The organism is Halomonas sp. KAO (genome assembly GCF_015595025.1).
In the GTDB taxonomy this organism is placed as follows: Bacteria; Pseudomonadota; Gammaproteobacteria; order Pseudomonadales; family Halomonadaceae; genus Halomonas.
This window is the reverse complement of sequence record NZ_JADNRL010000019.1, coordinates 631,281-656,864: the sequence shown is the minus strand read 5'-3', so window position 1 is coordinate 656,864 and position 25,584 is coordinate 631,281. Positions and strand designations below refer to the sequence as shown.

General features: G+C 64.5%; 28 protein-coding genes, 1 other RNA gene and 1 pseudogene. 22 read left to right on the top strand and 8 right to left on the bottom strand.

What is annotated here, in order from left to right; all coding sequences use genetic code 11:
- Positions 1 to 918 (bottom strand): saccharopine dehydrogenase family protein (locus tag IOC61_RS09275; RefSeq protein WP_195688544.1); only part of this gene is annotated, 918 nt, incomplete at its 3' end.
- 121 nt (positions 919 to 1,039) lie between these two features.
- The gene (locus IOC61_RS09270; protein WP_195688543.1) at positions 1,040 to 1,435 is read right to left on the bottom strand and encodes a vWA domain-containing protein; all 396 of its coding nucleotides are present in this window, start codon (positions 1,433 to 1,435) and stop codon (positions 1,040 to 1,042) included.
- A 290-nt stretch (positions 1,436 to 1,725) separates the two neighbouring features.
- Between IOC61_RS09270 and dctP the strand changes: the two genes are divergently transcribed.
- The 16 genes from dctP (at position 1,726) to phnP (ending at position 15,615) form a co-directional block, all read left to right on the top strand.
- Entirely contained in the window at positions 1,726 to 2,778 is a 1,053-nt protein-coding gene (dctP, locus tag IOC61_RS09265; RefSeq protein ID WP_195688542.1) for a TRAP transporter substrate-binding protein DctP, read from the top strand.
- A gap of 73 nt (positions 2,779 to 2,851) precedes the next feature.
- On the top strand, positions 2,852 to 3,343 hold the full coding sequence (locus tag IOC61_RS09260) for a TRAP transporter small permease (protein ID WP_195688541.1): 492 nt from the start codon (positions 2,852 to 2,854) through the stop codon (positions 3,341 to 3,343).
- The gene (locus IOC61_RS09255; protein ID WP_195688540.1) at positions 3,340 to 4,617 is read left to right on the top strand and encodes a TRAP transporter large permease; all 1,278 of its coding nucleotides are present in this window, start codon (positions 3,340 to 3,342) and stop codon (positions 4,615 to 4,617) included. Before IOC61_RS09260 ends, IOC61_RS09255 begins: the two co-directional genes overlap by 4 nt.
- A gap of 4 nt (positions 4,618 to 4,621) precedes the next feature.
- Positions 4,622 to 5,380 carry a M15 family metallopeptidase gene (locus tag IOC61_RS09250; protein ID WP_195688539.1) on the top strand — a complete coding sequence of 253 codons (759 nt, stop codon included), beginning with the start codon at positions 4,622 to 4,624 and terminating at the stop codon, positions 5,378 to 5,380.
- A 222-nt stretch (positions 5,381 to 5,602) separates the two neighbouring features.
- On the top strand, positions 5,603 to 6,430 hold the full coding sequence (gene phnC / locus IOC61_RS09245; protein WP_195688538.1) for a phosphonate ABC transporter ATP-binding protein: 828 nt from the start codon (positions 5,603 to 5,605) through the stop codon (positions 6,428 to 6,430).
- Positions 6,431 to 6,504: 74 nt separating this feature from the next.
- Entirely contained in the window at positions 6,505 to 7,530 is a 1,026-nt protein-coding gene (gene phnD / locus IOC61_RS09240; protein ID WP_195688537.1) for a phosphonate ABC transporter substrate-binding protein, read from the top strand.
- 58 nt (positions 7,531 to 7,588) lie between these two features.
- Entirely contained in the window at positions 7,589 to 8,380 is a 792-nt protein-coding gene (gene phnE / locus IOC61_RS09235) for a phosphonate ABC transporter, permease protein PhnE (protein WP_229333008.1), read from the top strand.
- Positions 8,381 to 8,519: 139 nt separating this feature from the next.
- Positions 8,520 to 8,966, top strand: a complete 447-nt coding sequence (gene phnG, locus IOC61_RS09230) for a phosphonate C-P lyase system protein PhnG (RefSeq protein ID WP_195688536.1) — start codon at positions 8,520 to 8,522, stop codon at positions 8,964 to 8,966.
- 2 nt (positions 8,967 to 8,968) lie between these two features.
- Complete coding sequence (phnH, locus tag IOC61_RS09225) at positions 8,969 to 9,589, top strand: phosphonate C-P lyase system protein PhnH (RefSeq protein ID WP_195688535.1); 621 nt, start codon at positions 8,969 to 8,971, stop codon at positions 9,587 to 9,589.
- Positions 9,574 to 10,725 (top strand): carbon-phosphorus lyase complex subunit PhnI, encoded by a 1,152-nt coding sequence (locus IOC61_RS09220; RefSeq protein WP_195688534.1) that lies wholly within the window; start codon positions 9,574 to 9,576, stop codon positions 10,723 to 10,725. The genes phnH and IOC61_RS09220 overlap by 16 nt, the downstream gene beginning before the upstream one ends.
- On the top strand, positions 10,722 to 11,576 hold the full coding sequence (locus IOC61_RS09215; protein ID WP_132042163.1) for an alpha-D-ribose 1-methylphosphonate 5-phosphate C-P-lyase PhnJ: 855 nt from the start codon (positions 10,722 to 10,724) through the stop codon (positions 11,574 to 11,576). The genes IOC61_RS09220 and IOC61_RS09215 overlap by 4 nt, the downstream gene beginning before the upstream one ends.
- Positions 11,573 to 12,391 carry a phosphonate C-P lyase system protein PhnK gene (gene phnK / locus IOC61_RS09210; protein WP_195688533.1) on the top strand — a complete coding sequence of 273 codons (819 nt, stop codon included), beginning with the start codon at positions 11,573 to 11,575 and terminating at the stop codon, positions 12,389 to 12,391. Before IOC61_RS09215 ends, phnK begins: the two co-directional genes overlap by 4 nt.
- Positions 12,392 to 12,402: 11 nt before the next feature.
- Complete coding sequence (gene phnL, locus IOC61_RS09205) at positions 12,403 to 13,152, top strand: phosphonate C-P lyase system protein PhnL (RefSeq protein WP_195688532.1); 750 nt, start codon at positions 12,403 to 12,405, stop codon at positions 13,150 to 13,152.
- A complete protein-coding gene (locus tag IOC61_RS09200) occupies positions 13,149 to 14,297 on the top strand; it encodes an alpha-D-ribose 1-methylphosphonate 5-triphosphate diphosphatase (RefSeq protein WP_195688531.1) in 1,149 nt (382 codons plus the stop codon). Before phnL ends, IOC61_RS09200 begins: the two co-directional genes overlap by 4 nt.
- Entirely contained in the window at positions 14,297 to 14,839 is a 543-nt protein-coding gene (phnN, locus tag IOC61_RS09195) for a ribose 1,5-bisphosphokinase (protein ID WP_195688530.1), read from the top strand. Before IOC61_RS09200 ends, phnN begins: the two co-directional genes overlap by 1 nt.
- The gene (gene phnP, locus IOC61_RS09190) at positions 14,836 to 15,615 is read left to right on the top strand and encodes a phosphonate metabolism protein PhnP (protein ID WP_195688529.1); all 780 of its coding nucleotides are present in this window, start codon (positions 14,836 to 14,838) and stop codon (positions 15,613 to 15,615) included. Before phnN ends, phnP begins: the two co-directional genes overlap by 4 nt.
- Here phnP and IOC61_RS09185 read toward each other — a convergent pair.
- Positions 15,609 to 16,841, bottom strand: coding sequence for a DUF3422 domain-containing protein (locus IOC61_RS09185; RefSeq protein WP_195688528.1), 1,233 nt, complete (start codon positions 16,839 to 16,841; stop codon positions 15,609 to 15,611). The genes phnP and IOC61_RS09185 overlap by 7 nt on opposite strands.
- Positions 16,842 to 17,147: 306 nt before the next feature.
- Between IOC61_RS09185 and IOC61_RS09180 the strand changes: the two genes are divergently transcribed.
- Together IOC61_RS09180 and IOC61_RS09175 are read left to right on the top strand one after the other, a co-directional pair.
- Positions 17,148 to 18,290, top strand: coding sequence for a TauD/TfdA family dioxygenase (locus IOC61_RS09180; protein ID WP_195688527.1), 1,143 nt, complete (start codon positions 17,148 to 17,150; stop codon positions 18,288 to 18,290).
- Positions 18,291 to 18,878 carry an HD domain-containing protein gene (locus IOC61_RS09175; protein ID WP_132042152.1) on the top strand — a complete coding sequence of 196 codons (588 nt, stop codon included), beginning with the start codon at positions 18,291 to 18,293 and terminating at the stop codon, positions 18,876 to 18,878.
- A 52-nt stretch (positions 18,879 to 18,930) separates the two neighbouring features.
- On the opposite strand, the gene IOC61_RS09170 is transcribed toward IOC61_RS09175, so the two are convergent.
- The 3 genes from IOC61_RS09170 to smpB form a co-directional block, all read right to left on the bottom strand.
- On the bottom strand, positions 18,931 to 19,848 hold the full coding sequence (locus IOC61_RS09170; protein WP_195688526.1) for a LysR substrate-binding domain-containing protein: 918 nt from the start codon (positions 19,846 to 19,848) through the stop codon (positions 18,931 to 18,933).
- Between the two features lie 145 nt (positions 19,849 to 19,993).
- Positions 19,994 to 20,374: a transfer-messenger RNA gene (ssrA, locus tag IOC61_RS09165) on the bottom strand.
- A gap of 40 nt (positions 20,375 to 20,414) precedes the next feature.
- The gene (gene smpB / locus IOC61_RS09160) at positions 20,415 to 20,906 is read right to left on the bottom strand and encodes an SsrA-binding protein SmpB (RefSeq protein WP_195688525.1); all 492 of its coding nucleotides are present in this window, start codon (positions 20,904 to 20,906) and stop codon (positions 20,415 to 20,417) included.
- A 131-nt stretch (positions 20,907 to 21,037) separates the two neighbouring features.
- Between smpB and IOC61_RS09155 the strand changes: the two genes are divergently transcribed.
- Together IOC61_RS09155 and IOC61_RS09150 are read left to right on the top strand one after the other, a co-directional pair.
- Positions 21,038 to 21,472, top strand: coding sequence for a type II toxin-antitoxin system RatA family toxin (locus IOC61_RS09155; protein WP_132042140.1), 435 nt, complete (start codon positions 21,038 to 21,040; stop codon positions 21,470 to 21,472).
- 3 nt (positions 21,473 to 21,475) lie between these two features.
- Complete coding sequence (locus tag IOC61_RS09150; protein ID WP_195688524.1) at positions 21,476 to 21,772, top strand: RnfH family protein; 297 nt, start codon at positions 21,476 to 21,478, stop codon at positions 21,770 to 21,772.
- A gap of 53 nt (positions 21,773 to 21,825) precedes the next feature.
- Here IOC61_RS09150 and IOC61_RS09145 read toward each other — a convergent pair whose 3' ends face one another.
- Positions 21,826 to 22,251: an outer membrane protein assembly factor BamE gene (locus IOC61_RS09145; protein ID WP_195688523.1), complete on the bottom strand. Its 426-nt coding sequence runs from the start codon at positions 22,249 to 22,251 to the stop codon at positions 21,826 to 21,828.
- 72 nt (positions 22,252 to 22,323) lie between these two features.
- Here IOC61_RS09145 and fur point away from each other — a divergent pair.
- Positions 22,324 to 22,769: pseudogene (fur, locus tag IOC61_RS09140) on the top strand (ferric iron uptake transcriptional regulator).
- A gap of 154 nt (positions 22,770 to 22,923) precedes the next feature.
- Here fur and recN read toward each other — a convergent pair.
- Positions 22,924 to 24,597: a DNA repair protein RecN gene (gene recN / locus IOC61_RS09135; protein ID WP_195688522.1), complete on the bottom strand. Its 1,674-nt coding sequence runs from the start codon at positions 24,595 to 24,597 to the stop codon at positions 22,924 to 22,926.
- Positions 24,598 to 24,871: 274 nt separating this feature from the next.
- On the opposite strand from recN, the gene grpE reads away from it, so the two are divergent.
- The gene (gene grpE, locus IOC61_RS09130; protein WP_195688521.1) at positions 24,872 to 25,501 is read left to right on the top strand and encodes a nucleotide exchange factor GrpE; all 630 of its coding nucleotides are present in this window, start codon (positions 24,872 to 24,874) and stop codon (positions 25,499 to 25,501) included.
- Positions 25,502 to 25,584: the final 83 nt, after the last annotated feature.

The window sequence follows — 25,584 nt, the reverse complement described above, 5'->3', positions numbered from 1 at the left end:
GATGCCGATGTTGGTCTTGCCCTTGGTGCGCGGGCCCAGCGATGCCGGGTCGGGCAGCACCGCCTTGAGGAACTCCAGGGGTGCGATCTCGGTGCCGTTCACCTCGATCGGCTCGATGCTGGTCATGCCGACGTTCTCGAGCACCTTGAGGTGGGTGATGTACTTGTCGGAGAAGGTCATCCAGAAGCGGATGCGCTCCAGCCCCTTGATGTTCTGACACAGGGATTCCATCTCCTCGTGATAGAGGAGGTAGATATCCTTCTCGCCGATGCCGTCGAAGTCGAAGGTGCGCTTCTCGGCCAGCGGCGCGGTCTCCTTCCACTCACCCTTTTCCCAGTAGCGACCCTTCGCGGTGATCTCGCGAATATTGATCTCTGGATTGAAGTTGGTGGCGAAGGGATAGCCATGGTCGCCGCCGTTGGCATCGAGGATATCGATGCGATGGATCTCGTCGAACAGGTTCTTCTGAGCGTAGGCGCAGTAGATATTGGTCATGCCCGGGTCGAAGCCGCAGCCCAGGGTAGCCATGTTACCGGCCTCGGCGTAGCGCTCCTGGAAGGCCCACTGCTCCTTGTACTCGAACTTCGCCTCGTCGGGATGCTCGTAGTTGGCGGTATCCAGATAGGGCACGCCGGTGCGCAGGCAGGCCTCCATGATGGTCAGGTCCTGGTAGGGCAGGGCCACGTGGATCAGCACATCGGGCTTGAATGACTCGATCAGCGCGACCAGTGCCTCGACATCGTCCGCATCCACCTGGGCGGTCTGAATCGGGCGATCCAGCTGCTCGGCGATGGCCTGGCACTTCGCCTCGTTGCGGCTGGCCAGCATGATCTCGCTGAAGACTTCGGGGTGCTGCGCGCACTTGTGGGTCACGACGCCGCCGACGCCGCCGGCGCCGATAATCAGGACTTTGCTCATGGGTTCGCATCCAGATCGGGTAGAGAGGAAGTGTCTCAGCCTCGCCCGGCTCCCCGGCAGGGGGTGACGAGAGGACGCCGATAATGGCGCCCTCCGAGGCTGGTATCAAGTGGTTTTGGTGTCAAGCTGAAGGCGATGAAGCAGTAATCTGGGGTGAGCGGCAGACTGCTGATATCGACATGCATGGAGAGCCCTCTAAAGGCTTTCCATACATGTCGATGAAGTGGGCCTTGTCGATTGGCCCCGGCTCAACCAGCGTTTCGCTATCACGGCAGTCGCCCTGACGGCGATGGCCGTAGGCAACCAGACCAAGCCTGGTATCGGCATCCCATTGGCTCACCGGTTCAGCCATCACGTCACGGGCGACCTCGATCTTGCTGGTGCCATCGACCTGTCTCCACATGGAGCCCGAGGCGTCATGGACAATCACGACATCCTCTGTGGCACTGGCCGGAGCCGCAGAGGCAAGGCCGGCGGTGGTCATCATCGCCGCCAGTGTCGGAGTGATCCGTCTCATGTTCGTTTCCTCGCGTACGGCGGATCGGGAGTGCAGTCTCCAGCTTAGACTCGCTGCTGGTGGGCTATGGCTGGTTTTCAACATTCCAAGTGACATCGAGGCCCAGGAGCCAAGGCTTGATGTTGACGGAGCGGGAGCTGACAGCGCCCCTTCGTGCAGAGAGGTGGGCGACGTATGGATTTGATAAGTTAACGGCTCAACCCTAATCTGCTGATATGCCGGCGCCGCCGGGGCTTCACCAGCCGTCTTCATCCGCACTCTTTATCAACAACAAGTCATTGGAGATCAGCATGAGCCCGTTCCTTCGTTACCCCTTCGCCCCTCGCTCCCTGACGGCGGCGTCGCTGTTGGCCACGGGCCTTGGCATTGCCTTCGCCGGCAGCGTGCAGGCCGCCACCACCGTGAACATCGGCTACAACGGCGCCCCGGACCCCGACAAGAACGCCGTCCATGTCTTCGCTACCAACCTCAAGGAGCTGGTCGAGGAGAAGACCGCTGGCGAGCTCGAGCTGAAGCTCTACCCCAACAGCATGCTGGGCGAGGAGGAGGAGCGCATGGAGCAGGTGATGAACACCCCCAGCCTCAATATCGCCTCCTTCGCCGGCATGTCGCCCGTGGTTCCCGAGGTCTTCGTCAGTGCCATCCCGTTCCTGTTCGATGACTTCGAGGCGGCACGCACCTTCTTCGACGAGGGGGAGTACTGGCAGGCGGTGGAAGAGGCGCTGCGTGAACGCACCGGTCTGGAGTTGCTGGCCGTGGTCGAGGAGGGAGGCTTTCTGGCCTTCACCAACGATGAGCGGCCCATCTCGTCGCCCGGCGATTTCGAGGGGCTGCGCTTCCGCGCCATGGACCCCAGCCAGGTGGCACTCTATGAAGCCTTCGGCGCCTCGGGTACCCCGATCCCCTGGACCGAGGTCTACATGGCGCTGCGCACGGGGGTCGCCGATGGCCAGATGAACCCGCCGATGTACATCATCCTCGGCAGCCTCTACGAGGTGCAGGACTACCTGACCCTGGCCAATATTCAGTACTCGGACCAGTTTCTGGTCGGCAACGGCGCGATGATCGATGGCTGGGACGAGGAGATGCGAGAGGCCTTCCTGGAGGCGGTCGCCGAGGCCAATCAGCTGGCGCGTGACGACAACGAGGCCAGGGTGGACGAGCGCATCGCCTATCTCGAGGAGCAGGGCATGGAGGTCATTCGGCCGTCCGAGGAGGAGCTCGGCGAGTTTCGCGAGCTGGGTCAGCCGGCCTACATGGAGTGGCTCAAGGAGCGTGATATCGACTCCCGCTTCATCGACATGGCCCTGGAAGATGCCGGCATGACCCAACTGACCGAGTAACCGGCCGCATGGCGCAGGGCAGGCGTTACTGCCCGCCCTGCGCACGGCCCCATTGATCATCGCGGAACCTTTCATGCCATCCTTGAGTGCTCGCGTGCTGGGGTTCAGCCGCCGTGTGTCGCTAACGGTGGCCGGCTCGCTGTTGTTGCTGGACCTGGCCATCATCCTGTTCGGCGTTTTCATGCGCTACCTGGCCGGTGGCGCCCCCATCTGGACGGATGAGCTGGCTCGCTACCTGATCATCGGCAGCGTCCTGCTCGCGGCAGGTGCCGTCTGGATCGAGGGGGGCCATATGCGGGTCGCCCTGATCGAGCGTCTGCTGCCGGTGCCGCTCCGTCGTCTGCTGAACCTCTACCAGTGGCTGCTGACGCTGGGCATCGCGATTGCCGCGGCCCTGTTCAGCTACCGCTATGCGCTGTCGGTCTCGATGTTCACCAGTCAGGGGCTCGGGGTCAGCCGAACGGTGCCGATGATGGCGCTTCCGGTGGGCTTCGCCCTGCTGGCCTGGCAGGCGCTCTGGTATGGGCCGGCGCCACTCAGGGAGCCCACGGAGGAGGCGACATGACCCTCACCATGCTGGCCGTCTTCCTGGTGCATGTGCTGCTGGGTCTTCCGCTTTTCGTGTCGCTGCTGGCCACCTCGCTGGTCGGGTTCCTGTTCGTCGATACGAGCATGATTCCGCGCATGCTCCCCCAGCAGTTCTTCGGCGGCATCAACGCCTTCTCGCTGATGGCGATTCCGCTGTTTATCCTGGCCGGCAACCTGATGAACGTGACCCGCCTCACCGACCGCCTGATGGCCTTCGCCAAGCTGCTGGTCGGCCATCTGAGAGGGGGCATGGGGCACGTCAACGTGGTGTCGAGCGTGTTCTTTGCCGGGGTCAACGGGTCGGCCGTGGCCGACACCTCGGCGCTGGGGTCGCTGCTGGTGCCTCCCATGCGCAAGGAGGGCTACTCCACGGCCTTCGCGGCCGGGTTGACGGCAGGCAGCTCATTGATCGGGCCGATCATCCCACCGAGCATCTTCATGATCCTCTACGCCTCGCTGACCAACACCTCGGTGGGTGATCTGTTCCTCGCCGGCGTGATTCCCGGTCTGCTGCTGGGGGCCGCGTTCATGGGCATGAATGCCCTGTATGCCTGGCGCGTGGGCCTGCAGAAGCGCGGGGGCCTGCCCGGCGCAGGTGAGCTGATGGTAACGGCGGTGGGGGCCCTTCCGGCCCTGGTCGCCCCCTTTATCATCGTGGCGGGTATCGTCCTGGGCTTCGTCACCCCCACGGAGTCCGCGGCGTTGACCGTCCTCTATGTCGCGCTATGTGGCGCGCTGCTGGGGAAGCTCCGCCTGGCCGATCTGTGGAAGGCCATCGTCGATACCACCCGCCTGACCTCGGCCATCTTCATGATCATGGCCGCCTCGGCCACCATCAGCTGGTTGCTCTCCTATGCCCAGGTGCCCAATCAGTTCGTCGCGCTGCTCGACCCCTATATCGAGCGACCGATGGTGATCCTGCTGATGCTCAGCGCGATCACCTTCGTGACCGGCATGTTCATGGAGGAGGTGTCGGCGCTGATGCTGCTGACGCCGATCTTCTCCCCCGTGGCGATGATGGCTGGGATCGACCCCGTGCATCTGGGCATCATCATCACCCTCAATATCACCATCGCCCTGATCACCCCGCCCATGGGGGCCTGCGTGTTCGTCGCGGCCGCGGTCAGCCGGCTGGAGATCGTGTCGCTGTTTCGCACCATCTGGCCGTTCGTGATCACGGCGGTGCTGGTGCTGCTGTTGCTGATCGTCTTCCCCGGGCTCACGCTCTGGCTTCCCTCGCTGCTTGGATAGTGCCATGACCGACTCCCTCTCACGGCTGACCGCGGTACCGATCCCCGAGGCGCCCGACCCCGACTGGCCGGTGCTGAGCCGGATTCCCATCGAGGGGAGCGACGAGCCGTTGATCCCACTCAGCCTGGCACCGGCACCGATCAAGGTCTTCCCGGTGTATGCCAAGCAGGGCCTGCCGGGCGCGATCGATGAGTGCTACGTACGGGAAGGGGTGTATCGGCGCCTGCTCGAGGTGGCGCGTGCCCTGCCGGAGGGGATGGGGCTGATCATCCTGGATGGGTGGCGGCCATGGCGGGTTCAGCAGTACCTCTTCGATACCCTGCAGGAAGCGATTCGTGGGCATCATCCCGAGCTCGCAGAAGAGGAGCTGCTCACCCGCACCCGGGAGTTCGTCTCGGTGCCCAGCGATGACCCTGCAGCGCCCAGCCCGCATCTGACCGGTGGGGCGGTGGATGTCACCCTGAACGATGGCGATGGGCTGCCCCTGGATATGGGCACGCTCTTCGATGAGGCCGTACCGGCCTCGCATACCGCCTACTACGAGACCCTGGAAAAACCGACGGAGCGGCAGCGTCGGGTGCGCGCCAATCGCCGGCTGCTCTACACGATGATGCGCAAGGCCGGTTTCACCAACCTGCCCAGCGAGTGGTGGCACTTCGATGCCGGCGACCAGCTCTGGGCCCATTACGGTCAGCACGACAGGGCGATCTACGGGCCCGCCGAGCTGGAAACCGTCGAGAGTCGCTGGCGCAAGCAGCTGTAGGAGACGCGAGACTCAGTCGCCCGATCATGACGCTTGGCGGTCATTCAGATGACAGTCAACATGCATTGCCACATAACCGTTTGATTATTATCTACCTCCTTCTCAAGTTGGTGATGCATGGCCCCCATGACACGCCCCGCGTGTCACGCAATCATCATTGTCTGGACAACTGCCGGTAACCCGATGCCGCGACACTGAGGCCATTCCAAGAGGAGAGGCGTCATGTCGATTCACAGCATCCTGGTCGACCGGGTCAGCAAGACCTTCGGTCGGCACCCCGTTCTTCGCGAGGTCGGCTTTTCCGTATCGCCCGGCGAGATGCTTGCCCTGGTGGGTCCCTCCGGCTCCGGCAAGTCCACCCTGATGCGCCATCTGGCCGGCCTGACCCATGCCAACCGCGAACGACACAGCCGGATTCAGGTACTCGGCCGGGATATCCAGAGTGACGGCCGCCTCGTCCGGCGCACGCGTACCGAGCGTTGCCGGATCGGCTATATCTTCCAGCAGTTCAATCTTGTCGGCCGGCTGAGCGTGCTCACCAACGTCTTGATTGGCCGCCTGGGCAGCATGCCGCGAGGACGCTCCCTGCTCGGTCGCTTCAGCCCCGAGGAGGTCGATCGGGCGATGCGTGCCCTGGCCAGGGTCGGCATCGACGCCCTGGCCCATCAGCGCGCCAACACCCTCTCGGGGGGACAGATGCAGCGCGTGGCCATCGCCCGTGTCCTGATGCAGGACGCCGACATCATCCTCGCCGATGAGCCCATCGCCTCACTGGACCCGCGAAGTGCCCGCGAAGTGATGGAGATCCTGGCCCGCATCAACGCCGAGGATGGCCGCACGGTGCTGGTTACCCTGCATCAGGTCGAGGTGGCGCGACGCTTCTGCCCCCGCACCATCGCCCTCAAGGAGGGCCGGCTCTACTTCGATGGCCCCACCAGCGACCTCACCGACCGTCGCCTCGAAGCCCTTTATGCCAATGCGGGCCTGGACGAGCTGCATGCCAGGCCAGCGGCCAATGAGATGGGCGCCGCGCTCGGGGCGCTGGGCTGAGACAGCCCTTAGTGACGTCTTCCGCTCATAGGACTTATTGCACCACCCATCGAACTGCCTGGAGAGGCCTGCTCATGTCCCGTTTCCCCCTGCGTCGTATCGCCCTGCCGCTGGTTGCCGGTGCCAGTCTGTTTGTCAGCCAGCTCACCCTGGCCGCCGAGGCGCTGAACTTCGGCATCATCTCCACCGAGTCCAGCCAGAATCAGGCCGAGCAGTGGCAGCCCTTCCTCGACGACATGTCCCGGGAGCTGGGTCGTGACGTGAAGCCCTTCTTTGCCACCGACTATGCCGCCGTCATACAGGCCATGCGCTTCGATAAGGTCGACCTGGCCTGGTATGGCAACAAGTCGGCGATGGAAGCCGTCGATCGTGCCGGTGGCGAGATCTTCGCCCAGACCGTGGCCCACAACGGGGCGTCGGGTTACTGGAGTCTGATCATCACCCATCGCGATAGTGACCTCGAGAGCATCGAGGAGATGCTGGCGCGAGCCGACGACCTGGTGTTCGGCAATGGCGACCCCAACTCCACCTCGGGATATCTGGTGCCGGGTTACTACGTCTTTGCCAAGAACGGCGTCGATGCCTCCACCGCCTTCAAGCGCACCCTCAATGCCAACCATGAGACCAACGCGCTGACCGTGGCCAATGGCCAGGTCGATGTCGCGACCTTCAATACCGAGGGCATGGAGCGCCTCGAGGTCATCCATCCCGAGAAGGCCGAGCAGCTCAAGGTGATCTGGAAGTCGCCACTGATCCCCTCCGACCCGCTGGTGTGGCGCAAGAACCTGCCCGAGGATCTGAAGGCCGATCTTCGCGAGTTCTTTACCACCTACGGCGAGACCGATGCCCAGCACGAGATCCTCGAACCGCTGCAGTGGTCGGGCTTCGCCCCCTCCAGTGACGACCAGCTGCTGCCGATTCGTCAGCTCGAACTCTTCAAGGCGCGTGCCCGGGTTGCCAACGACGACAGCCTCTCCGCGGATGAGCGCGAGACGCAACTGACGGATCTGGATGCCCGGCTCGACGTCCTCAATCGGCGCATGGAGACGCTGCAGGCAGATGCCGACCAGGCCCCGACCACGGCCATGATCGGCCAGTAACGTCAGCCGCCTTGCGCCATCACGAGGGGCCATGACGGCCCCTCAATCGGGAGTCTTCATGAACATGCAACATGCCATAACGGATGCTCATCGGCTGCGGCGGTCCTGGACCACGCTGATCGGTTGGGGCCTCACCCTCACGGTGCTCGGCTGGGCCTGGCAGGGCGCCGAGATGCAGCCGAGCCAGCTGGTCGCCAACGCCGGCAACATGGCCGAACTGGCCAGCGACTTCATGCCGCCGAGTACCGGCAATCTCGGTCACTACATCGACCAGATGCTGGTCACCATCCAGATCGCGATCTGGGGCACCCTGCTCGCGGTGATCTGTGCGGTGCCCTGCAGCCTGCTGTCGTCCGAGAATCTCGCCCCCTGGTGGATCCACCAACCCATGCGCCGCCTGATGGATGCGTGCCGCGCGATCAACGAGCTGGTATTCGCCATGCTCTTCGTGGTGGCCGTGGGGCTGGGACCCTTCGCCGGCACACTCGCCCTGTTCATCCACACCACCGGAGTGCTGGCCAAGCTGTTCTCCGAGGCGGTGGAGGCGAGTGATTCGGGTCCCATGGAGGGGGTTCGGGTAACCGGTGCGGGGCGTCTCGAAGAGATTCGCTTCGGCCTGATTCCCCAGGTGCTGCCGCTGTGGATCTCGGTGAGCCTCTATCGCTTCGAATCCAATATCCGCTCGGCCACCGTGCTCGGCATGGTCGGTGGCGGCGGCATCGGCGTTGCGCTCTGGGAAACCATGCGCGGTTTCCAGTACACCGAGACGGCCACCATTCTGCTGGTGATTATCGTCGCCGTGACACTGCTCGACATGCTCTCGCAACAGGTTCGCAAGCGCTTCATCTGAGGCGCCTCTTTTCAGGAGCCAACATGTCTAGACAAGCGCCTTGTGAACCCCGCTACCAGGCCCTGGCCAACATCCTGGCTTACCACATTGATTTTCCTGACTCGAACTCCCCTGACTCACTGACCCACGAGGTGTCTTCATGAGCTCTGCAAGACGTCAGCGCATTCTGGCGCTGACCCCCCGTGAGCGCCTGACCGAGCACTGGACTCGGCTGGGCATCACGCCGGCCTACCGTTGCGTGCGTGGCCCCGAGATTGGCATGGCCATGGTGCGTGGCCGCATGGGTGGCACCGGTAGTGCCTTCAATCTGGGCGAGATGACCCTGACCCGCGCCAGCGTGGCGCTGACCGATGATGCCAGCGCCGAGGGCGCGCTGGGGCATGGCTGGGTAAAGGGCCGCGATCCCCGTCATGCGGAGCTGATCGCCCTGGTCGACGCCTGTGCCAAGCAGAGGCACTGGGAGGCCGTCATCGAGGAGGGGCTGGTGGCGCCGCTGGAGGCGGCATTGAACGACGAACATGACGAAAGGGGGCGCCACGCCGCGGCGACCCGCGTCGATTTCTTCACCATGGTTCGAGGGGAGTGAGCATGCGCTGGAATGCCCTTGATGTACCCGTTCATGACAGCCAGCGGGTCTATCGGCAGCTACTGTCGGTGATGGCCGAGCCGGGCACCTTTGTCGAGGTGGGGGGAACGCCCCAGCCACCCTCCGGGGCGGCGATCGGCGCCGCCTGCTGGGCCACGCTACTGACCCTGTGTGATCTCGACACAGGTGTGTGGCTGGCCCCCGAGCTGAATACCGCTGGCCTGGGCGAGGCGCTGACCTTCCACACCGGGGCGCCTCAGGTCGGCACCCCCGAAGAGGCTGACTTTGCCGTGGTCACGCCCGCCACTCTTGAGGAGGCGGCACCGGCCTTTCAGGAAGGCAGCGAAACCTACCCGGACCGCAGCACCACCCTGCTGGTGGTGCTCGACCGCCTGGATACCGCCGGCCCCTGGCATCTAAGCGGCCCCGGTATTCCTGGCGTGCGACGCCTGGACGTAGGGCGGGGCGAGGCGCTGATGAAGCGGCTCGCCACCAACCGCGCACGTTTCCCCTGCGGCCTGGACGCCATTCTTACCTGTGGCACCCGGCTGTCCGCCGTACCCCGCAGCACTCGCATCACTCGTTCCGCTTCGGAGGAGGTCGACGCATGTATGTCGCCGTGAAGGGAGGGGAGCAGGCCATCGCCAATGCTCACCGCTGGCTCGCCGATCGTCGCCGTGGCCCACGCCAGACACCGGAGCTCGAGGTCGCCCAGGTGGATGGGCAGTTGCGTCTTGCGGTATCCCGCGTCATGGCGGAGGGCTCGCTCTATGACCCCGAACTCGCCGCGCTTGCCATCAAGCAAGCCAGTGGTGACATGGTCGAGGCGGTCTTTCTGCTGCGAGCCTATCGCACCACGCTACCGCGGCTGGCCGAGACGCTACCGCTGGATACGGCCGCGATGCGCATCGAGCGTCGCATCAGCGCTACCTACAAGGATATTCCGGGCGGTCAGGTATTGGGTCCTACCTATGACTACACCCACCGCCTGCTCGACTTTCTGCAGCTGGCCAATGGCGAGGTAGAGGCTCCCGCGACCGCCGATGCTGTCCTCGAGTCCTGTCCTCAGGTGCTGGAGTTGCTCGACGCGGAGGGCCTGATCGAGCGCGAGGAGGATGATGGCGCCGAGCCCTATGACATCACCCGCGACCCGCCCGACTTCCCGGTGGATCGTGCCACTCGCTTGCAGATGCTGGCGCGAGGTGACGAGGGATATCTGCTGGCGCTCGGCTACTCCACCCAACGTGGATACGGGCGTAACCACCCCTTCGCCGGCGAAATACGCCTGGGCATGGTGGAGGTCGAGATTGCGGTAGAGGAGAGTGAAGCACCGCTGTGCATCGGCGAGATCGAGATCAGCGAGTGCCAGATGATCAACCAGTTCGGCGGTTCGCGAGATGCCGCGCCTCAGTTTACCCGGGGTTACGGCCTGGCCTTCGGCCACAACGAACGCAAGACCATGGCCATGGCGCTGGTCGACCGTGCCCTGCGTGCCGAGGAGCTTGGCGAGACCGCCGCGGGTCCTGCCCAGCAGGCCGAGTTCGTGCTGGCCCACGCCGATAGCGTCGAGGCGGCGGGTTTCGTCTCCCACCTCAAGCTGCCGCACTACGTCGACTTCCAGTCCGAGCTGGAGTTACTGCGGCGCCTGCGCCGAGAGCATGCCACCCGTTGCGCCGCGTCCAGTGATTCAGGCGCCGGTGTCGATACGGATATCGACGCCACCACTTCCGTTGATCAGGCCCAGGAGCAGCAAGCATGAGCAGATCGGCAGCTACCGCCAGCGGCTACAACTTCGCCTATCTGGACGAACAGACCAAGCGCATGATCCGGCGCGGCCTGCTCAAGGCCGTGGCGATACCCGGCTACCAGGTGCCCTTCGGTGGACGCGAGATGCCGATGCCCTATGGCTGGGGAACCGGCGGGATGCAGCTCACCGCCAGCGTCCTGGGACAGGATGATGTCCTCAAGGTGATCGATCAGGGGGCCGACGACACGACCAATGCGGTTTCCATCCGTGCCTTCTTCGAACGCGTGGCCGGCGTTGCCACGACCACGGCCACCGCCGAGGCGGATGTGATTCAGACCCGTCACCGTATTCCCGAGCAGCCCCTGCGGCGGGGCCAGCTGCTGGTCTTTCAGGTGCCGATTCCCGAACCGCTGCGCTTCATCGAGCCCAGTGAAGAGGAGACCCGACTGATGCACGCCCTGGAGGAGTATGGGGTCATGCACGTGAAGCTCTACGAGGATATCGCCCGCCACGGTCATATCGCCACTACCTATGCCTATCCGGTCAAGGTCGATGGGCGCTATGTCACCGACCCGTCGCCGATTCCCAAGTTCGATAATCCCAAGCTGCATATGGCCGAGGGGCTGATGCTGTTCGGCGCCGGTCGCGAGAAGCGCCTTTATGCCATTCCGCCCTATACCAGGGTGGAAAGTCTGGACTTCGAGGACCACCCGTTCGAGGTCCAGCAGTGGGAGGCGCCCTGCGAAATCTGTGGGGCTCGTGACACCTTCCTGGATGAAGTGATCACCGATGACCGAGGCGGCCGAATGTTCGTCTGCTCGGATACCGATTACTGCCAGTCACGCGTCGAGGAGGTGGCATGAAGCGTCCCGATCTGAATCGTGCCACCTTGCTGGAAGCGCGGGGCGTCTCTCGACTCTACGGTCCCGGCAAGGGGTGCGAGTCCATCGATGTTCGCCTGCATCGCGGTGAGGTGCTGGGCATCGTGGGGGAGTCCGGCTCGGGCAAGTCGACGCTGCTGCGCCTGCTTTCGGGGATGGAACGACCCGATGCGGGTCAGGTGATCTATCGTCCGGCCGTCGCCCAGGGCCGTGACACAGTGGGGCGGGAAGGGGAGCTCGACCTCTACGCCATCGGTGAAGCGCGTCGCCGGGCGCTGTTGCGCATGGAGTGGGGGCTGGTGCATCAGAATCCTCGCGACGGTCTGCGCCTCGGCGTCTCGGCCGGTGCCAATATCGGTGAGCGTCTGATGGCCCTGGGAGAGCGCCACTACAGCCAGATCCGCGCCGTCGGCCAGGACTGGATGAGTCGCGTGGAACTCGATTCTCGACGCATCGACGATGCTCCGCAGACCTTTTCGGGGGGCATGCAGCAGCGCCTGCAGATTGCCCGCACCCTGGTCACTCGGCCCAACCTGGTGTTCATGGATGAGCCCACCGGTGGGCTGGACGTCTCGGTGCAGGCTCGGCTGCTCGATATGCTGCGCACCCTGGTGCGCGAGCTGGGTCTCTCGGTGATCCTGGTCACCCATGACCTGGCGGTGGCTCGCCTGCTCTCCCATCGCCTGATGGTGATGCGCCGTGGTCAGGTGGTGGAAGCCGGCCTGACCGACCAGATCCTCGACGATCCACAGCATGCCTATACGCAGCTGCTGGTGTCGTCGGTCCTGACCCCATGAGGAGGCCGACCATGACATCCTTGACGCAACCCTTTCTCAGCGTCGACGCCCTGCACAAGGCCTTCGTCCTGCACGGTCAGGACGGCATGACCCTGGAGGTGATGCGAGACCTGCATCTGACCCTTTCCCCCGGCGAGTGCCTGGTGTTGTCCGGTCCCAGCGGCATCGGCAAGAGCACGCTGCTCAAGATGCTCCACGGCAGCTATCGCGTGACCGGTGGCACGTTGCGCCTGCACTTCGAGGATGGCGAGCTGTCGCTCGGCGACCTGCCCGCCCATGCCTGGCATACCCTGCGTCGTGACGTGATCGGCTACGTCAGCCAGTTTCTGCGCGTGATCCCCCGGGTACCGGCGGTGGAGGTGGTGATGGAGCCGCTGCTGGCGCGTGGCGTCGACACGGCCGACGCCCGGGTGCGGGCCGAGACCCTGCTGGCGCGACTCAATCTCCCCGAGCGCCTGTGGCGGCTGCCGCCGGGCACCTTCTCCGGGGGCGAACAGCAGCGGGTCAATATCGCGCGCGGCTTTATTGCCGAACACCCCCTGCTGCTGCTGGACGAGCCCACGGCCTCACTGGATGCCGCCAACCGCGAAGTGGTGATCGAGCTGATCCACGAGGCCAAGGCCCGCGGCGCCGCGTTGCTGGGGATCTTCCACGACGAAGAGGTGCGTGATCGGGTGGCGGATCGCCTGCTGCCGTTGACGCCACACATGGGGGCGGCCCTGGAGGCAGCGCCATCGGCAGGGAAGGAGGGTGTCTCATGAGTCACACCGAGCAGGTACTGACCAATGCGCGGTTGATTCTCGACGATGAGGTGCGCCTGGGGTCGCTGGTGGTGCGCGATGGGCGCATCGCCTCGGTGGACAGCGGATCCAGTGGCGTGTCCTCCGCGGTGGACTGCGCAGGCGACTACCTGATGCCGGGCATGATCGAGCTGCATACCGACAACATGGAGAAGTATTTTCAGCCCCGCCCCAGGGTGGCCTGGCCGGGGCGCCCGGCGGCGCTGGCCCATGACGCCCAGATGGCGGCGAGTGGCGTGACCACGGTGTTCGATGCGATTTCGATCGGGGATATCGACGAGCAGAGCATGCGTGAGAGCGCGCTCAGGCAGATGGTGGGGTCGCTGCAGGGGGTCGTGGACGATGGCATGGCACGCATCGATCATCGTCTTCACCTGCGCTGCGAAGTCTGTCAGCCCGAGACCCTGGCACGTTTCGAGGAGCTGGCCGATTCTCCGCTGCTGGGCCTGGTATCACTGATGGATCACGCTCCTGGCCAGCGTCAGTTCGTCAGCCTGGAGGCCTATCGTACCTACTATCAGGGTAAGCATGGGCTCAGTGATGAAGCGCTGGAGGCGTTTATCGACAAGCAGCTGGCCAACAGCGCGCGCTACAGCAGCCCCAACCGGCAGGCCATCGCCGCGGCTTGCCATCGGCGGGGCCTGGCCCTGGCCAGTCACGATGATGCCACCATCGAGCATGTGGCCGAGAGTGTCGAGTACGGTACCCGCGTGGCCGAATTCCCCACCACGAGGGAGGCCGCCGAGGCCTCTCATCGCCACGGGCTGGCGGTGATGATGGGGGCACCCAATGTGGTGCGAGGTGGCTCGCACTCGGGCAATATCGCCGCCGCGGAGCTGGTGTCGCTGGGCGTGCTCGATGTGCTGTCATCGGACTACTACCCGGCGGCCCTGCTGGATGCCGTGTTCCGCATCGCCTCGATGGAGTCGGGTTACTCCCTGCCCCGGGCCGTGGCGACGGCCACCCGCAATCCGGCCCAGGCGGTAGGGCTCGAGGATCGCGGACGCCTGGCAGCGGGCCTGCGTGCCGACCTGCTGCGCGTGCGAGTGGTGGATGACCATCCGCTGGTGCAGCGGGTGTGGTGTGCCGGCAGGCAGGTGCACTGATGGCTCGTCTGATCTATCTGGTCGGGGCCAGCGGGGTGGGCAAGGACACGCTGTTGGCGGCCGCCCGGCAGCGTTATCCGGAGTGGCTGGTGGCCCACCGCTATGTGACGCGACAGAGCGGGGACTCCGAGAACAGCATCGCCCTGAGCCCCGAGGAGTTCATGGCCCGCCAGCGGGCCGGCCTGTTCGCCATGAGCTGGGAGGCCCATGGACTGCACTATGGCCTGGGGATCGAACTCGAGGCCTGGCTGGCGCGAGATCGCGTGGTGCTGGTCAATGGCAGTCGTCGTGCACTCCCCCTGGCAAGTGAGCGCTTCGGTGCGCAATTGGCCCCGGTGGTCATGACAGCCTCTGATGAGGTGCTCGGCGCGCGGCTCAGGCGTCGCGGGCGTGAGGATGAGGCACAGATAGAGGCCCGCCTCGCCCGGCATCGCGAGCTTCGCGATGCCTTGCCGGAGGTGTCGAGGCTGGATAACGGCGGGTCACTGGATGCCACTCTGAATGCCCTGGAGCGGCTGGTCGACGGGGAGGTGGTGGCGTGAGGTTTCGCTTCGTGGGGACCGGCGACAGCGCCCAGGTACCCTGCTTCGGCTGCGACTGTCGCATCTGTGCCAGGGCGCGGGTGATCGCCAGCGCGAGACGCGGGCCCTGTAGTGCCGAGATCGAGGTCGAGGGCCAGCGCTATCTTATCGATGCCGGGCAGATGGATCTGGCCACTCGCTGTGAGCATCAACGCCCCGGTGCCATCCTGCTGACCCACTATCATGCCGACCATGCTCAGGGACTCTTGCACCTGCGTTGGGGATGCGGTGCGTCGATTCCGGTCTATGGGCCCAAGGATTCCCAGGGGTGTGCCGATCTCCATCGGCACCCCGGAATACTCGACTTTCAGGTGCCGCTGAAACCGTTTCGCCCCCTGCATCTGTCATCCCTGACGGTCACCCCGGTGCCGCTCAATCACAGCAAGCCGACGCTGGGGTATTGCCTGGAGGTGGGGGAGAGTCGGCTCGCCTACCTGACCGATACCTGTGGCCTGCCCGGTGCCACCGAGCGATTCCTGCGCAAGTGGCGGCCGGATGTCGTGGTGCTGGACTGTGGTTACCCCAGCCACGTGATTGATCCACGCAATCACAACACCCTCGCCCTCGCCCTGCAGATCATCGAGCGGCTGTCGGTGCCGATGGCGTACCTGACCCATATCGGCCACGAGCTTGACTGTGAGCTGGCAGACGGGGCCTTCCACCTGCCGGCCAATGTGCGCGTGGCGCGAGATGGTGAGGAGGTCAGCCTGCCACCTACAGATGTTCACCATCAGTGATTCTTGACGCGCTGAATTCTCCACGCCAGAAAGCCGATGATCCCCAGCCCCAGGGGCCCCAGGATGGCGGCGGCGACGCCAGGTGCTATGACCACGCCAAGGGCATCCAGGCTCTGCAGCCCCAGCTTGAACAGGCTGAAGAGGTAGTAGCTGATGACGATGATCGACAGCCCCTCGACAGCCTTCTGTATCTTCAGCTGACTGTTGGTACGTTCGTTGAGGCTCTGCAGAATCTCGGAGTTCTGCTCTTCTATCTCCACCTGGGCACGGGTTCTGAGCAGGTCATTGAGCCGTGCAACACTCTCCGCGAGACTCTCCTGGCGCCGATTGATAGCGGCACAGTAGTGAACCGTTGGCCGGAAGCGCCGCAGGATGAAGGTCCCCAGTCGGGGGCGGTCGCCCAAGCGCTCCTCGCGTAGCTCTTCGATACGGTTGAACACGATCCGCGCATAGGCTTCGGTGGCGCTGAAGCGCTGGCGCGATCGGGCACCCGATCGCTCGAGCCTGGCCGAAAGCTTGGAGATGGCCGCCAGCAGGGGGCGGGAGCTTGCTTCGGCGTCCTCGGTGTTACGCTCCGAGAGCTTGCCGAGCTCGAGCTCGTGGTCGCGTAGCTCGAGGCTCATCTTCTTGGCCATTGGTAGCGCCAGCGAGGCCATCATGCGGTATGTCTCGATCTCCAGGAGGCGCCGGGTCGTGCGCCCCAGGCGAAAGGCGTTGAGGCCGCGGTTGACCAGCATCAGCCGATTGACTCCGTCCGCCGTGAGCCGGAAATCGCTCCATACGGTGGCGTCTCCATCCCCCACGCTGGAACCGGCGGGGTCGCGAAAGCCGTAGGCCCTGGGGTCGCCACCCCAGTCAGCCTCCGCCTCCACCAGGACCAGGCTGGCATTGATGAGCTTACGGCTGTGTGCGGCGGTGATCTCCGCCAGCAGCGGCGGGGGCGATGGCCAGGGCTCGCCTTGCCCGGACTTGGGGACCAGTAGGGTGAGGGTAAAGAACTCGGTGTGGCGCTCCCATTTCAGCGTCTGGTCACCGAAGTTCAGGATCTCCTGAGCCGCTTCGGAGTCGGGGGTTCTGCCGACCGCCTCTGCGATCCGGTCGAGGATGTCAGTGGCAATGCCGTCGCCATCGAGGAAGGCGTAGTGGTGAATGTGCGCCGGCTCCTCGAAGTAGATCGAGGGCCGAGCGTGGAGCTCGTTATGCAGTCGGGCGCGTTGTGGGTGCATGCTGGAACCAGGCAAGGAGGGAGATGCTTCGAGCCTAGAGGCTGGCCTCCCCCGGGCCAAGTGTGCTGCGTCAACGCGCCTCTCTTGTTCTGGATGGAAGACGGTGTTCAGGATGGAGGTCGGCCGGCTCGACAGGGGGAGACCTGCAACAAGCCCTGGGTCGAAGGGAGATGGGGTCGCCTATTCACAACCAACAGAGGGGTATAAGAAAAATGCATGGCGGTGAATAAGGCTTCGCCTCTACTCGGCTGTCGTCGGGTTCTGCAGCATGCATGCCGGTTAACTGACCGCAACCGGAGCCTGACGATGCAGCCCATTTCCCGCTGTTACACCTTTCTCATTCATGAACAGCCGCCCGCCGTTGTCATCGAGGATGGTGGGCAGCCCCATGAACTCAGTCCGTTGTGGCTACGTGAGCGCACTCAGGCCCCCGATCATCTGGAGGCCATGACCCAGCAGCGGCTGTTCGACTCTCACGCCATCGACGCCGACCTGACGCTTGTCCGGGCTGTACGGGTGGCCGAGCAACAAGTGGATCTCACCTTCAGCGATGGCCATCGCGAGACCTACGACGTGAGCACCCTGGCCGATGAGCTGGGCGAGACCGATCTCTTACCGGTCGCCGAGCCCTGGGATGCCACGCTGGCGCCGCAACAGATGCGTTTCGACTGGAACCGGGTGCTCAACGACCCCGCCTATTTTCAGGCTTCCCTAGATGCCTATCTGCGGCGGGGGTATATCGTGCTGTATGGCGTGCCCACCGACCCTGAACGCATCCTGCAGGTCGGCAGTCACTTCGGCTACGTCAAGGAAACCAATTTTGGCCGCTATTTCGAGGTCTACTCCCGCCCCAGCGGCAATGACCTCGCCTATCGCAGCGTGGCGCTGGGCCCCCATACCGACAATCCCTATCGCGATCCGGTACCCGGCATCCAGCTGCTACACTGCCTGGTCAACGAGACCACCGGTGGCCTCTCCACCCTGGCCGACAGTCTCAAGGTCCTCGAGCAGTTGCGCCAGGAAATGCCGGACGGCTATGAACTGCTCAAGCAGATACCGGTGCGCTTTCGCTTCGTCGACGCCGGCACCCGGCTGGTCACCCAGCGCACCATGATCCAGACCGACGATGACGGCCATCCGACCGGTGTCCATTACAGCCCGCGTCTGGATGCTCTGCCGCTGTTGTCCGACGCCCAGACCCGGCTGTTCCACCGTGCCCGCCAGCGGCTTGGCGAACTGCTGGCCGACCCGGCCTATGAGGTGCGCTTTGCCCTTGGTGCCGGCGAGTTGATGCTGTTCGACAACAGCCGCGTGCTGCACGGTCGCACCAGCTATGACAGTAACGAGGGGCATCGCCACCTGCAGGGCTGCTATCTGGATGCCGATGGCCCGCGGGAACGATTTGCCAGCCTCTTGAAGACTCACGCATCCATCGAGGAGGTTGCCTGAATGGAACAGGTCACATTTCGCCAGATGAAAGACGGCACCCGGGAGGAGTATGTCTTCCTGGAGCAGCTGGAAGACACCTTCAACCAGGGGTTGGTCGACCGTCTGCTCAACGCCCTGCGCCAGCTGGAGAACACCCTGAGCGGCTATCAGGTCACTCGGCTGGAGCATTCATTGCAATCGGCGGCACGCGCCGAGGCTGACGGTGCCGATGAGGACATGATCGTGGCGGCCCTGCTGCACGATTTGGGCGATGAGCTGGCCCCCTACAATCACTCTCAGCTGGCGGCCGCCATCATTCGTCCCTATGTGCGTGCCGAGGTCACCTGGGTCATTCATCACCATGGCCTCTTCCAGAAAGTCTATTACGCGCACCACTTCGGCGAAGATCCCCACGAGCGAGACCGTTACAAGGACCACCCCTGGTACCAGACCTGCGTCGACTTCTGTGAGCGCTACGACCAGGCCGCGTTCGATCCGGACTATCCGACGCCTCCGCTCGAACACTTCGAGCCCATGCTGCGGCGTGTGTTCTCTCGCCAGCCCTTCGATCCGGCGGTGATCGGCGAGGAGTATCCGCTGGAAGTATGAGGCCATGGTCTTGTGCGGATGCTCGAGACGAGCATCCGCAACGCCTCGAGGTTCAATATCTGGGGCCCGCACCCTCCGTCGGCAGTCCTTCCTCCCGATCCACGGCATCCAGCAGCCAGTCACGGATCGGCTCGATCACCGCACTCCGATGATGCTTGACACTCAGCCAATAGCCATAGCTTTCGCGCGTGATCTGCGGCCCCAGCGCCACCAGCTGGCCGGTGACCAGGTACTCCTCGACCAGGTTCGACCAACCCAGCGCCACCCCACGATGGGCAAGCGCGGCATTCAGCAGCAGCGCATAGTTGTGATAGGTAAAGATGCCCTCGTCGGGCGCCAGCGTCAGGCCCGCGTGCTGGCACCACTGCGTCCAGTCGAGCCAACGCGGATTGCGAATATCCTGATGCAGCAGCGAAAGCTCAGCCAGCTTCGAGGAGGTCAGGGAGCCTGAGATATCGTGCTGTTGGGCATATTCGTGACTGCAAACGGGAAAGACCACCTCGCGCGCCACCAGCCGCTCCTCCTCCTGAGGGGCGTGTGGGCCAAAACGAATCGTGATGTCTGCAGCCAACCGTTCGGGGTCATCCGCACGATCGATGGGCATCAGCCTGACATTGAAACCCGGGAAGGCCCGCTTCAGCGCCGGTAGGCGCGGGAGCAGCCAGAGATGCGCGAACCCTGCGTCGGCGGCGATGACGACCGACGGCGCGGGACCCTGGCCATGGCGTCTGAAGCGATCACAAGCATCGCGCAGGGTGTCGAGGCTCGGTGCGATCTCCCGGTAGAGGTGCTCCCCTTGGGTGGTCAGGCTCAGTCGCCCCCCGCGACGGTCAAACAGCGGCAGGCCGAGATGCTCCTCCAGTACTCGAATCCGTTGGGAAATGGTGGGTTGGGTGGTGCGTTCGGCATCGGCCGCCGCGGTCATCGAGCCCAGCCTGGCGGTGGTCACGAAGGCAATCAATGACTTCATGGAAGCAGACTCAGGGGTTACTGATGGTTGCATCTAGGTACTGCCGAATGTCGGGTGATGATCAATGCCCATCGTCGGGGGGTAGGGCGAAGAGGTGGTCCATAAACGAAAAAAGCACCCGTAGGTGCTTGATTCGCTTGCTGATTGGTGGAGGCGGCGGGAATTGAACCCGCGTCCGCCAGCACTCGCCCATTGGCTCTACATGCTTAGATTCCGTCATTTAATTTAACGCGACTGGCTCCGACGGTCAGGATCCAGCCTCGCGAGTCCTCTAAAGTTTAACGACCGGCAAGAGGACGCTACCGATCGCGATCCCATCATTCTTGGCTCGTATCCCCTCCGTGATGAATGGGCACATCACTTCGGGGCCGGACTAGAAGCTAGCGGCTATTAAGCTGCCAGCGCGCCCTGAGCGTAGTTTTCGTCGTTTGCGACTATTTAATCGTGATGTTGGATTTACGAGATACATCACGCTCTCGGCATGCACCGCAGGGGTTGTCACCGGCGTCGAAACCATGTCGCCCCCTTAACGTCCATCCTAACAGGATGTTGCTTGATATGACAGGTCAGCCCCGGTTTTGTTCCCGCATGATGCGTCCCTTCTGACGCTGCCAGTCGCGATCCTTCTCGGTGGCACGCTTGTCATGCAGCTTCTTGCCGGTCACCAGCGCCAGCTCGCACTTCACCCGGTTGCCCTTCCAGTAGAGCTTGAGCGGCACACAGGTGTGCCCCTTGTCCTGGGTGCGCGAGAAGATCTTGGCGATCTCCTTCTTGTGCAGCAGCAGCTTGCGGGTGCGCGTGGGGTCGGCCACCTCGTGGGTGCTCGCGGTGTTGAGCGGCACAATATGGCTGCCCAGCAGCCAGGCCTCGCCGTTCTTGACCAGGATGTAGGTGTCGGTGAGCTGGGCCTTGCCCGCCCGCAGACTCTTGACCTCCCAGCCCGCCAGCACCAGGCCGGCCTCGAAGCTCTCCTCGATGTGGTATTCGAAGCGTGCCTTCTTGTTCAAGGCGATGACGTTGCTGCCGGGGCCCTTGCCCTTGCCTTTCTTGTTGGCCATGAAACCTCGTATCGTATCGTGTCTTGTCCGTGGCGGCTTCCTCCGAGATGTGGGGAAGCGTGGTACCATTCAAGGCCTGAAATGACGGCCCATGATACGCCCTGGGCACCGTGAAGTCAGCGAGGAGCGCAATGCCAACGGTTAACCGAACCGCCATGGTGCGGCATACCCCCCAGGAAATGTTCGATCTGGTCAATGACTTTGAACGCTACCCGGAGTTCCTGCCGGGCTGCCGCCGCGCCCGCCTGGTGGAGCGTGACGAGTCACACCTGATCGGCGAGATGACGCTGGGTCGGGCCGGCATCGAGCAGAGCATCATGACCCGCAACGACCTGATCGAACCCGAGCGCATCGAGATGTCGCTGGTCAGCGGCCCCTTCAAGCGCCTGCGCGGCCGCTGGCTGTTCACCCCCATGGGCGAGAACACCTGCAAGGTGAGCCTGGAGATGGAGTTCGAGTTCGCCAATCGCCTGCTCGGCATGGCCTTCGGCAAGCTCTTCCAGCAGGTGGCGGGGCAGCTGGTCGACTCCTTCACGCGCCGTGCCAACGACCTTTACGGGCGCTGAAGCATGGCCGAGATCGATGTCGAGGTCGCCTTCGCCCTCCCGGAGAAGCAGCGCATCATCGCTCTGCGGGTGCCGCTCGGCACCACGGCAAGCGAAGCCGTGGCACTGGCCGACCTGCCGTCACACTTTCCCGAACTGCCCGCCGAGGCCTTCAGTGCTCCCGACCTGGGGCTGTTCGGCAAGCGCCTTCGCGAGCCCGAATCCCATCGGTTACGCGCCGGTGACCGGGTCGAGGCCTATCGTGCACTGATCATCGACCCCAAGGCCGCCCGCCAGGCCCGCGCCAACACCAGACGCTGACGCCCCGCCGGGCGGATACTCGGCGGGGCGTCGCTTGGCCAGGCTGGCGGCTATCAGCGCTGGTCGGCGGGAACGGCGTTGGGCGTCGCCAGTGGCGTGCCGGTGCCGGCGTCCAGTGATGGACCACCCTCGTCCTGGCGCATCTCGATCGCGCCGTCGAGATCCCCTTCACGCTGGATATCCACCAGGCGGTTGCCATCGAAGGTCAGGGTGACGCGACGGCGCTCGGTGCCCTCGTAGGCCTTGTCCAGGTAGAAGAGGTAGTCCCACTGGCTGGCATCGAAGGGCGCCTCCAGCAGAGGGCTGCCCATCACATAGATGACGTCGTCACGCGTCATGCCGGTGCGCAGCTGTCCCACCATCTCGGCGGTCACCAGGTTGCCCTGGGGAATGTCGCGCTTGTAGACCCCGAAGTAGCTGCAGCCGCTGGCCAGCAGCAGGGCGACGGTAAGGGTGACGATTTTGGTCAACTTTTGCATTTGCGCCTGTTCTTCACTATCGTGGTTTCGGTCGATCATACCCGACCCTACCCGTTACTGCGAAGAGCTACCATGGCCGACCAGAACCATGAATTACGCAAGGCCGGTCTCAAGGTGACCCTGCCGCGCGTCAAGATTCTGCAGATCCTGGAAAATGCCCAGGGCGAGCATCACCTGAGCGCCGAGGATGTCTACAAGACTCTGTTGGATGCCGGTGAAGACGTTGGCCTCGCCACCGTCTATCGTGTGCTGACCCAATTCGAGGCGGCGGGCCTGGTGGTCCGTCACAACTTCGATGGGGGCACGCCGTGTTCGAGATCTCTCAGGAGGAGCACCATGATCATATGGTGTGCCTCGAGAGCGGCGAGATCGTCGAGTTCTTCGACGAGGTGATCGAGCGCCGCCAGCAGGAGATCGCCGAGGAGCATGGCTATGAGCTTGTCGATCACGACCTGGTGCTCTACGTCCGTCCGCGTGGCTCCAATGCGACCCGCCTGGATGGCCCGCCGCGCAAGTAGTCGTGCTCAGATGCCGGCGACGCCAGCCTGAGGCAGCGGCAGCCTGAAACAGTGCCAGTCTAAAACACCACGGCCCCGATCAGTGATCGGGGCCGTGGTGTTTTAGGGCCGATTATCCGCGGCCGGTACTCACTGTTCGTCGGTCAGGCAGCGATCAGTGGTGGGGGTGCTGGCTGGCATCGAGCATCTCCCGGGCATGAGCCAGGGTGCGGTCGGAGAGGTTGACCCCGCCCAGCATGCGCGCCAGCTCGCCGACCCGGCCGGCCTCATCGAGCAGTGCCATGCGGGTCAGGGTGGTGTCGCCCTCGGCCTGCTTCTCGATATGTAGATGGCGGTGGGCCTGAGCCGCCACCTGGGGCAGGTGGGTCACCGTCATCACCTGCCCCTGTTCGCCGAGCCGGCGCAGCAGCTGGCCGACGATCTCGGCGGTGGCGCCGGAGATACCCACATCCACCTCGTCGAACACCAGGCTGGGGATGGTGGAGTGGCGTGCCGCCACCACCTGGATCGCCAGGCTGATGCGCGACAGCTCGCCCCCCGAGGCGACCTTGGCCAGTGGCCGTGCTGGCTGGCCGGGATTGGCGGCAATCAGGAAGCGCACGCTGTCCAGCCCTTCGGCGGCGGGCGTCTCACGCTCGCTCACCTCGACCTCGAAGCATGCCTTGCCCATGGCCAGGAAGGCGAGCTGCTCCTGCACGGCCTCGCCGAAGCGTGCGGCCGCCTGGCGGCGCGCCTCGCCTACCTCCCGGGCCAGGCGCTTCCACTCCTCGCGCAGGGCCTCGACCTCGGCGGAGAGGCTGTCCAGGTCCTGGTCACCCTCCTCGAGGGTCGCCAGCTCGGCCTGCAGGTCCTGATGCAGCGCCAGCAGCTCCTCGGGCATCACATGGTGCTTGCGTGCCAGGCGGTGCACGGCCCCCAGGCGCTCATCCACCCAGGCCAGGCGCTCGGGGTCGAGCTCGGTATCCGCGGCGAGGTGGGTCAGTTCGCGGGCCGCCTCCTCGACCTGGATGCGCGCCTCCCCGAGCATGGCCAGCGTCTCCGCCAGGCGGCCTCGGTCGCAGCCAGGCAGCGTTTCGAGCCGAGTGATCGCCTGGGTGAGGCAGCTGATGGCGCCACCCTCGTCGCTGTCGCAGCACTCGCTGGCGAACTGCGCCTCGCGCAGGCGCTCCTCGGCGTGGGCCAGCTCCTCCTGCTCCTCCTCCAGGGCCTTCAGTTCGCCCTCGGCGAGGCCCAGCTGGTCGAGCTCCTCGACCTGGTAGCGCACCAGCTGGCGGCGGGCGCTCAGCTCGTCGCCATCCTCGGCCAGGCGCTTGAGCCGTCGCCGGGCGGCCTGCCAGGCGCGAAAGCGCTCGGCCATGCTGGCGACGGTGTCGCGATGTCCGGCGAAGTCGTCGAGCAGGCGCAGATGGGTCTCCTCGCGCAACAGCTGCTGATGGGCATGCTGTCCATGCACCTCGATCAAGTGCTCACCCAGGCCGCGCAGATCGGCGATCGTCACCGGCTGGCCGTTGATCCATGCCTTGGAGCGGCCGTTGGCACTGACCACTCGCCGCAGCAGGCAGTCGTCGCCGGGCAGCTCCCGGGCGGCCAGCCAGTCCCGGGCTTGGGGCAGGTCGGTGATATCGAAGCGGGCGGAGAGGTCGGCGCGCTCCCGGCCGTGGCGCACGCTGGCGGCATCGGCGCGCTCGCCCAGGCAGAGGCCGAGGGCCCCGAGCAGGATCGATTTGCCGGCGCCGGTCTCGCCGGTGATGGCGGTCATGCCGCCGGCGAGCTCCAGCTCGAGATGGTCGACGATGGCGAAGTCGCGAATGGCAAGTTCCGTCAGCATGGTGTCTCCCCGGGCGGGCCTGTCTGCTGGCTACTGTTCATGCATACAAGAATTGAGTTTTTATACAGTAGTTCAGGGCTCCCGACAATGCACGGTCGGTCGATGAAACCTGGTTTGAAAAACGAGTTGAATCGCGAGTTGAGACTCGATGCCTTGAGTTCCGACGAGGCGTCCCCATATAGCGGGCATAACCGTTTCACGTAGCCATACATGCAGCATCGGCGCCCTCGCGACGCCGTTTTCGCACCCTAGACAAGCGCTTCAGGAGAGACCCATGGCCAAAGACCCCCAGACCCCGCTGGACGAGGAGCTCAAGCGCCACGAGGAGGAGGCAGAGCCCCAGGCCGAGCCGGAGCTCGTGGAAGGTGAGCTGGAGGACGCGGCCGAGGCCGCTGATCAGGCCGACCAGGCAGCAGCGGAGAGTGACAACCCCGAGGCCGAGGTGCTGGCGGCCCGTGTCGAGGAGCTCGAGCAGAGTGTAACGGAGGCCAAGGACCAGGCGCTGCGCGCCGCCGCCGAGGCCCAGAACGTACGCCGCCGCGCCGAGCAGGACGCCGAGAAGGCGCGCAAGTTCGCCCTGGAGAAGTTCGTCAAGGAGCTGCTGCCGGTGGTCGACAGCCTCGAGAAGGCGCTGGAGGCCATGGCCGACGGGGCGAGCGAGAGCCATCGCGAAGGTGTCTCCATGACCCTCAAGCTGCAGCTCGATGTGCTCGGCAAGTTCGGCGTCGAGGTGGTGGACCCCGCCGGTGAGCCCTTCGACCCGCAGTACCACGAGGCCATGGCCATGGTGCCCAACCCCGAGCTCGACCCCAACAGCGTGATGGAGGTGGTCCAGAAGGGCTATCTGCTCAACGGTCGCCTGGTGCGTCCGGCCATGGTGGTGGTCAGCCAGGCTGCCGGCTGAACGGCAACAAATCCGGGTCGCAGGGCTTGAAAAGTTCTCCGCGGCCCCCAGATAGAAAGCAACTCCGCGGCGCAGGCCGCTGA

Coding starts and splice junctions, on each gene's coding strand:
- IOC61_RS09270 (WP_195688543.1), bottom strand. CDS start 1,435: ATGAGACGGATCACTCCGACACTGGCGGCGATGATGACCACCGCCGGC.
- dctP (WP_195688542.1), top strand. CDS start 1,726: ATGAGCCCGTTCCTTCGTTACCCCTTCGCCCCTCGCTCCCTGACGGCG.
- IOC61_RS09260 (WP_195688541.1), top strand. CDS start 2,852: ATGCCATCCTTGAGTGCTCGCGTGCTGGGGTTCAGCCGCCGTGTGTCG.
- IOC61_RS09255 (WP_195688540.1), top strand. CDS start 3,340: ATGACCCTCACCATGCTGGCCGTCTTCCTGGTGCATGTGCTGCTGGGT.
- IOC61_RS09250 (WP_195688539.1), top strand. CDS start 4,622: ATGACCGACTCCCTCTCACGGCTGACCGCGGTACCGATCCCCGAGGCG.
- phnC (WP_195688538.1), top strand. CDS start 5,603: ATGTCGATTCACAGCATCCTGGTCGACCGGGTCAGCAAGACCTTCGGT.
- phnD (WP_195688537.1), top strand. CDS start 6,505: ATGTCCCGTTTCCCCCTGCGTCGTATCGCCCTGCCGCTGGTTGCCGGT.
- phnE (WP_229333008.1), top strand. CDS start 7,589: ATGAACATGCAACATGCCATAACGGATGCTCATCGGCTGCGGCGGTCC.
- phnG (WP_195688536.1), top strand. CDS start 8,520: ATGAGCTCTGCAAGACGTCAGCGCATTCTGGCGCTGACCCCCCGTGAG.
- phnH (WP_195688535.1), top strand. CDS start 8,969: ATGCGCTGGAATGCCCTTGATGTACCCGTTCATGACAGCCAGCGGGTC.
- IOC61_RS09220 (WP_195688534.1), top strand. CDS start 9,574: ATGTATGTCGCCGTGAAGGGAGGGGAGCAGGCCATCGCCAATGCTCAC.
- IOC61_RS09215 (WP_132042163.1), top strand. CDS start 10,722: ATGAGCAGATCGGCAGCTACCGCCAGCGGCTACAACTTCGCCTATCTG.
- phnK (WP_195688533.1), top strand. CDS start 11,573: ATGAAGCGTCCCGATCTGAATCGTGCCACCTTGCTGGAAGCGCGGGGC.
- phnL (WP_195688532.1), top strand. CDS start 12,403: ATGACATCCTTGACGCAACCCTTTCTCAGCGTCGACGCCCTGCACAAG.
- IOC61_RS09200 (WP_195688531.1), top strand. CDS start 13,149: ATGAGTCACACCGAGCAGGTACTGACCAATGCGCGGTTGATTCTCGAC.
- phnN (WP_195688530.1), top strand. CDS start 14,297: ATGGCTCGTCTGATCTATCTGGTCGGGGCCAGCGGGGTGGGCAAGGAC.
- IOC61_RS09185 (WP_195688528.1), bottom strand. CDS start 16,841: ATGCACCCACAACGCGCCCGACTGCATAACGAGCTCCACGCTCGGCCC.
- IOC61_RS09180 (WP_195688527.1), top strand. CDS start 17,148: ATGCAGCCCATTTCCCGCTGTTACACCTTTCTCATTCATGAACAGCCG.
- IOC61_RS09175 (WP_132042152.1), top strand. CDS start 18,291: ATGGAACAGGTCACATTTCGCCAGATGAAAGACGGCACCCGGGAGGAG.
- IOC61_RS09170 (WP_195688526.1), bottom strand. CDS start 19,848: ATGAAGTCATTGATTGCCTTCGTGACCACCGCCAGGCTGGGCTCGATG.
- smpB (WP_195688525.1), bottom strand. CDS start 20,906: ATGGCCAACAAGAAAGGCAAGGGCAAGGGCCCCGGCAGCAACGTCATC.
- IOC61_RS09155 (WP_132042140.1), top strand. CDS start 21,038: ATGCCAACGGTTAACCGAACCGCCATGGTGCGGCATACCCCCCAGGAA.
- IOC61_RS09150 (WP_195688524.1), top strand. CDS start 21,476: ATGGCCGAGATCGATGTCGAGGTCGCCTTCGCCCTCCCGGAGAAGCAG.
- IOC61_RS09145 (WP_195688523.1), bottom strand. CDS start 22,251: ATGCAAAAGTTGACCAAAATCGTCACCCTTACCGTCGCCCTGCTGCTG.
- recN (WP_195688522.1), bottom strand. CDS start 24,597: ATGCTGACGGAACTTGCCATTCGCGACTTCGCCATCGTCGACCATCTC.
- grpE (WP_195688521.1), top strand. CDS start 24,872: ATGGCCAAAGACCCCCAGACCCCGCTGGACGAGGAGCTCAAGCGCCAC.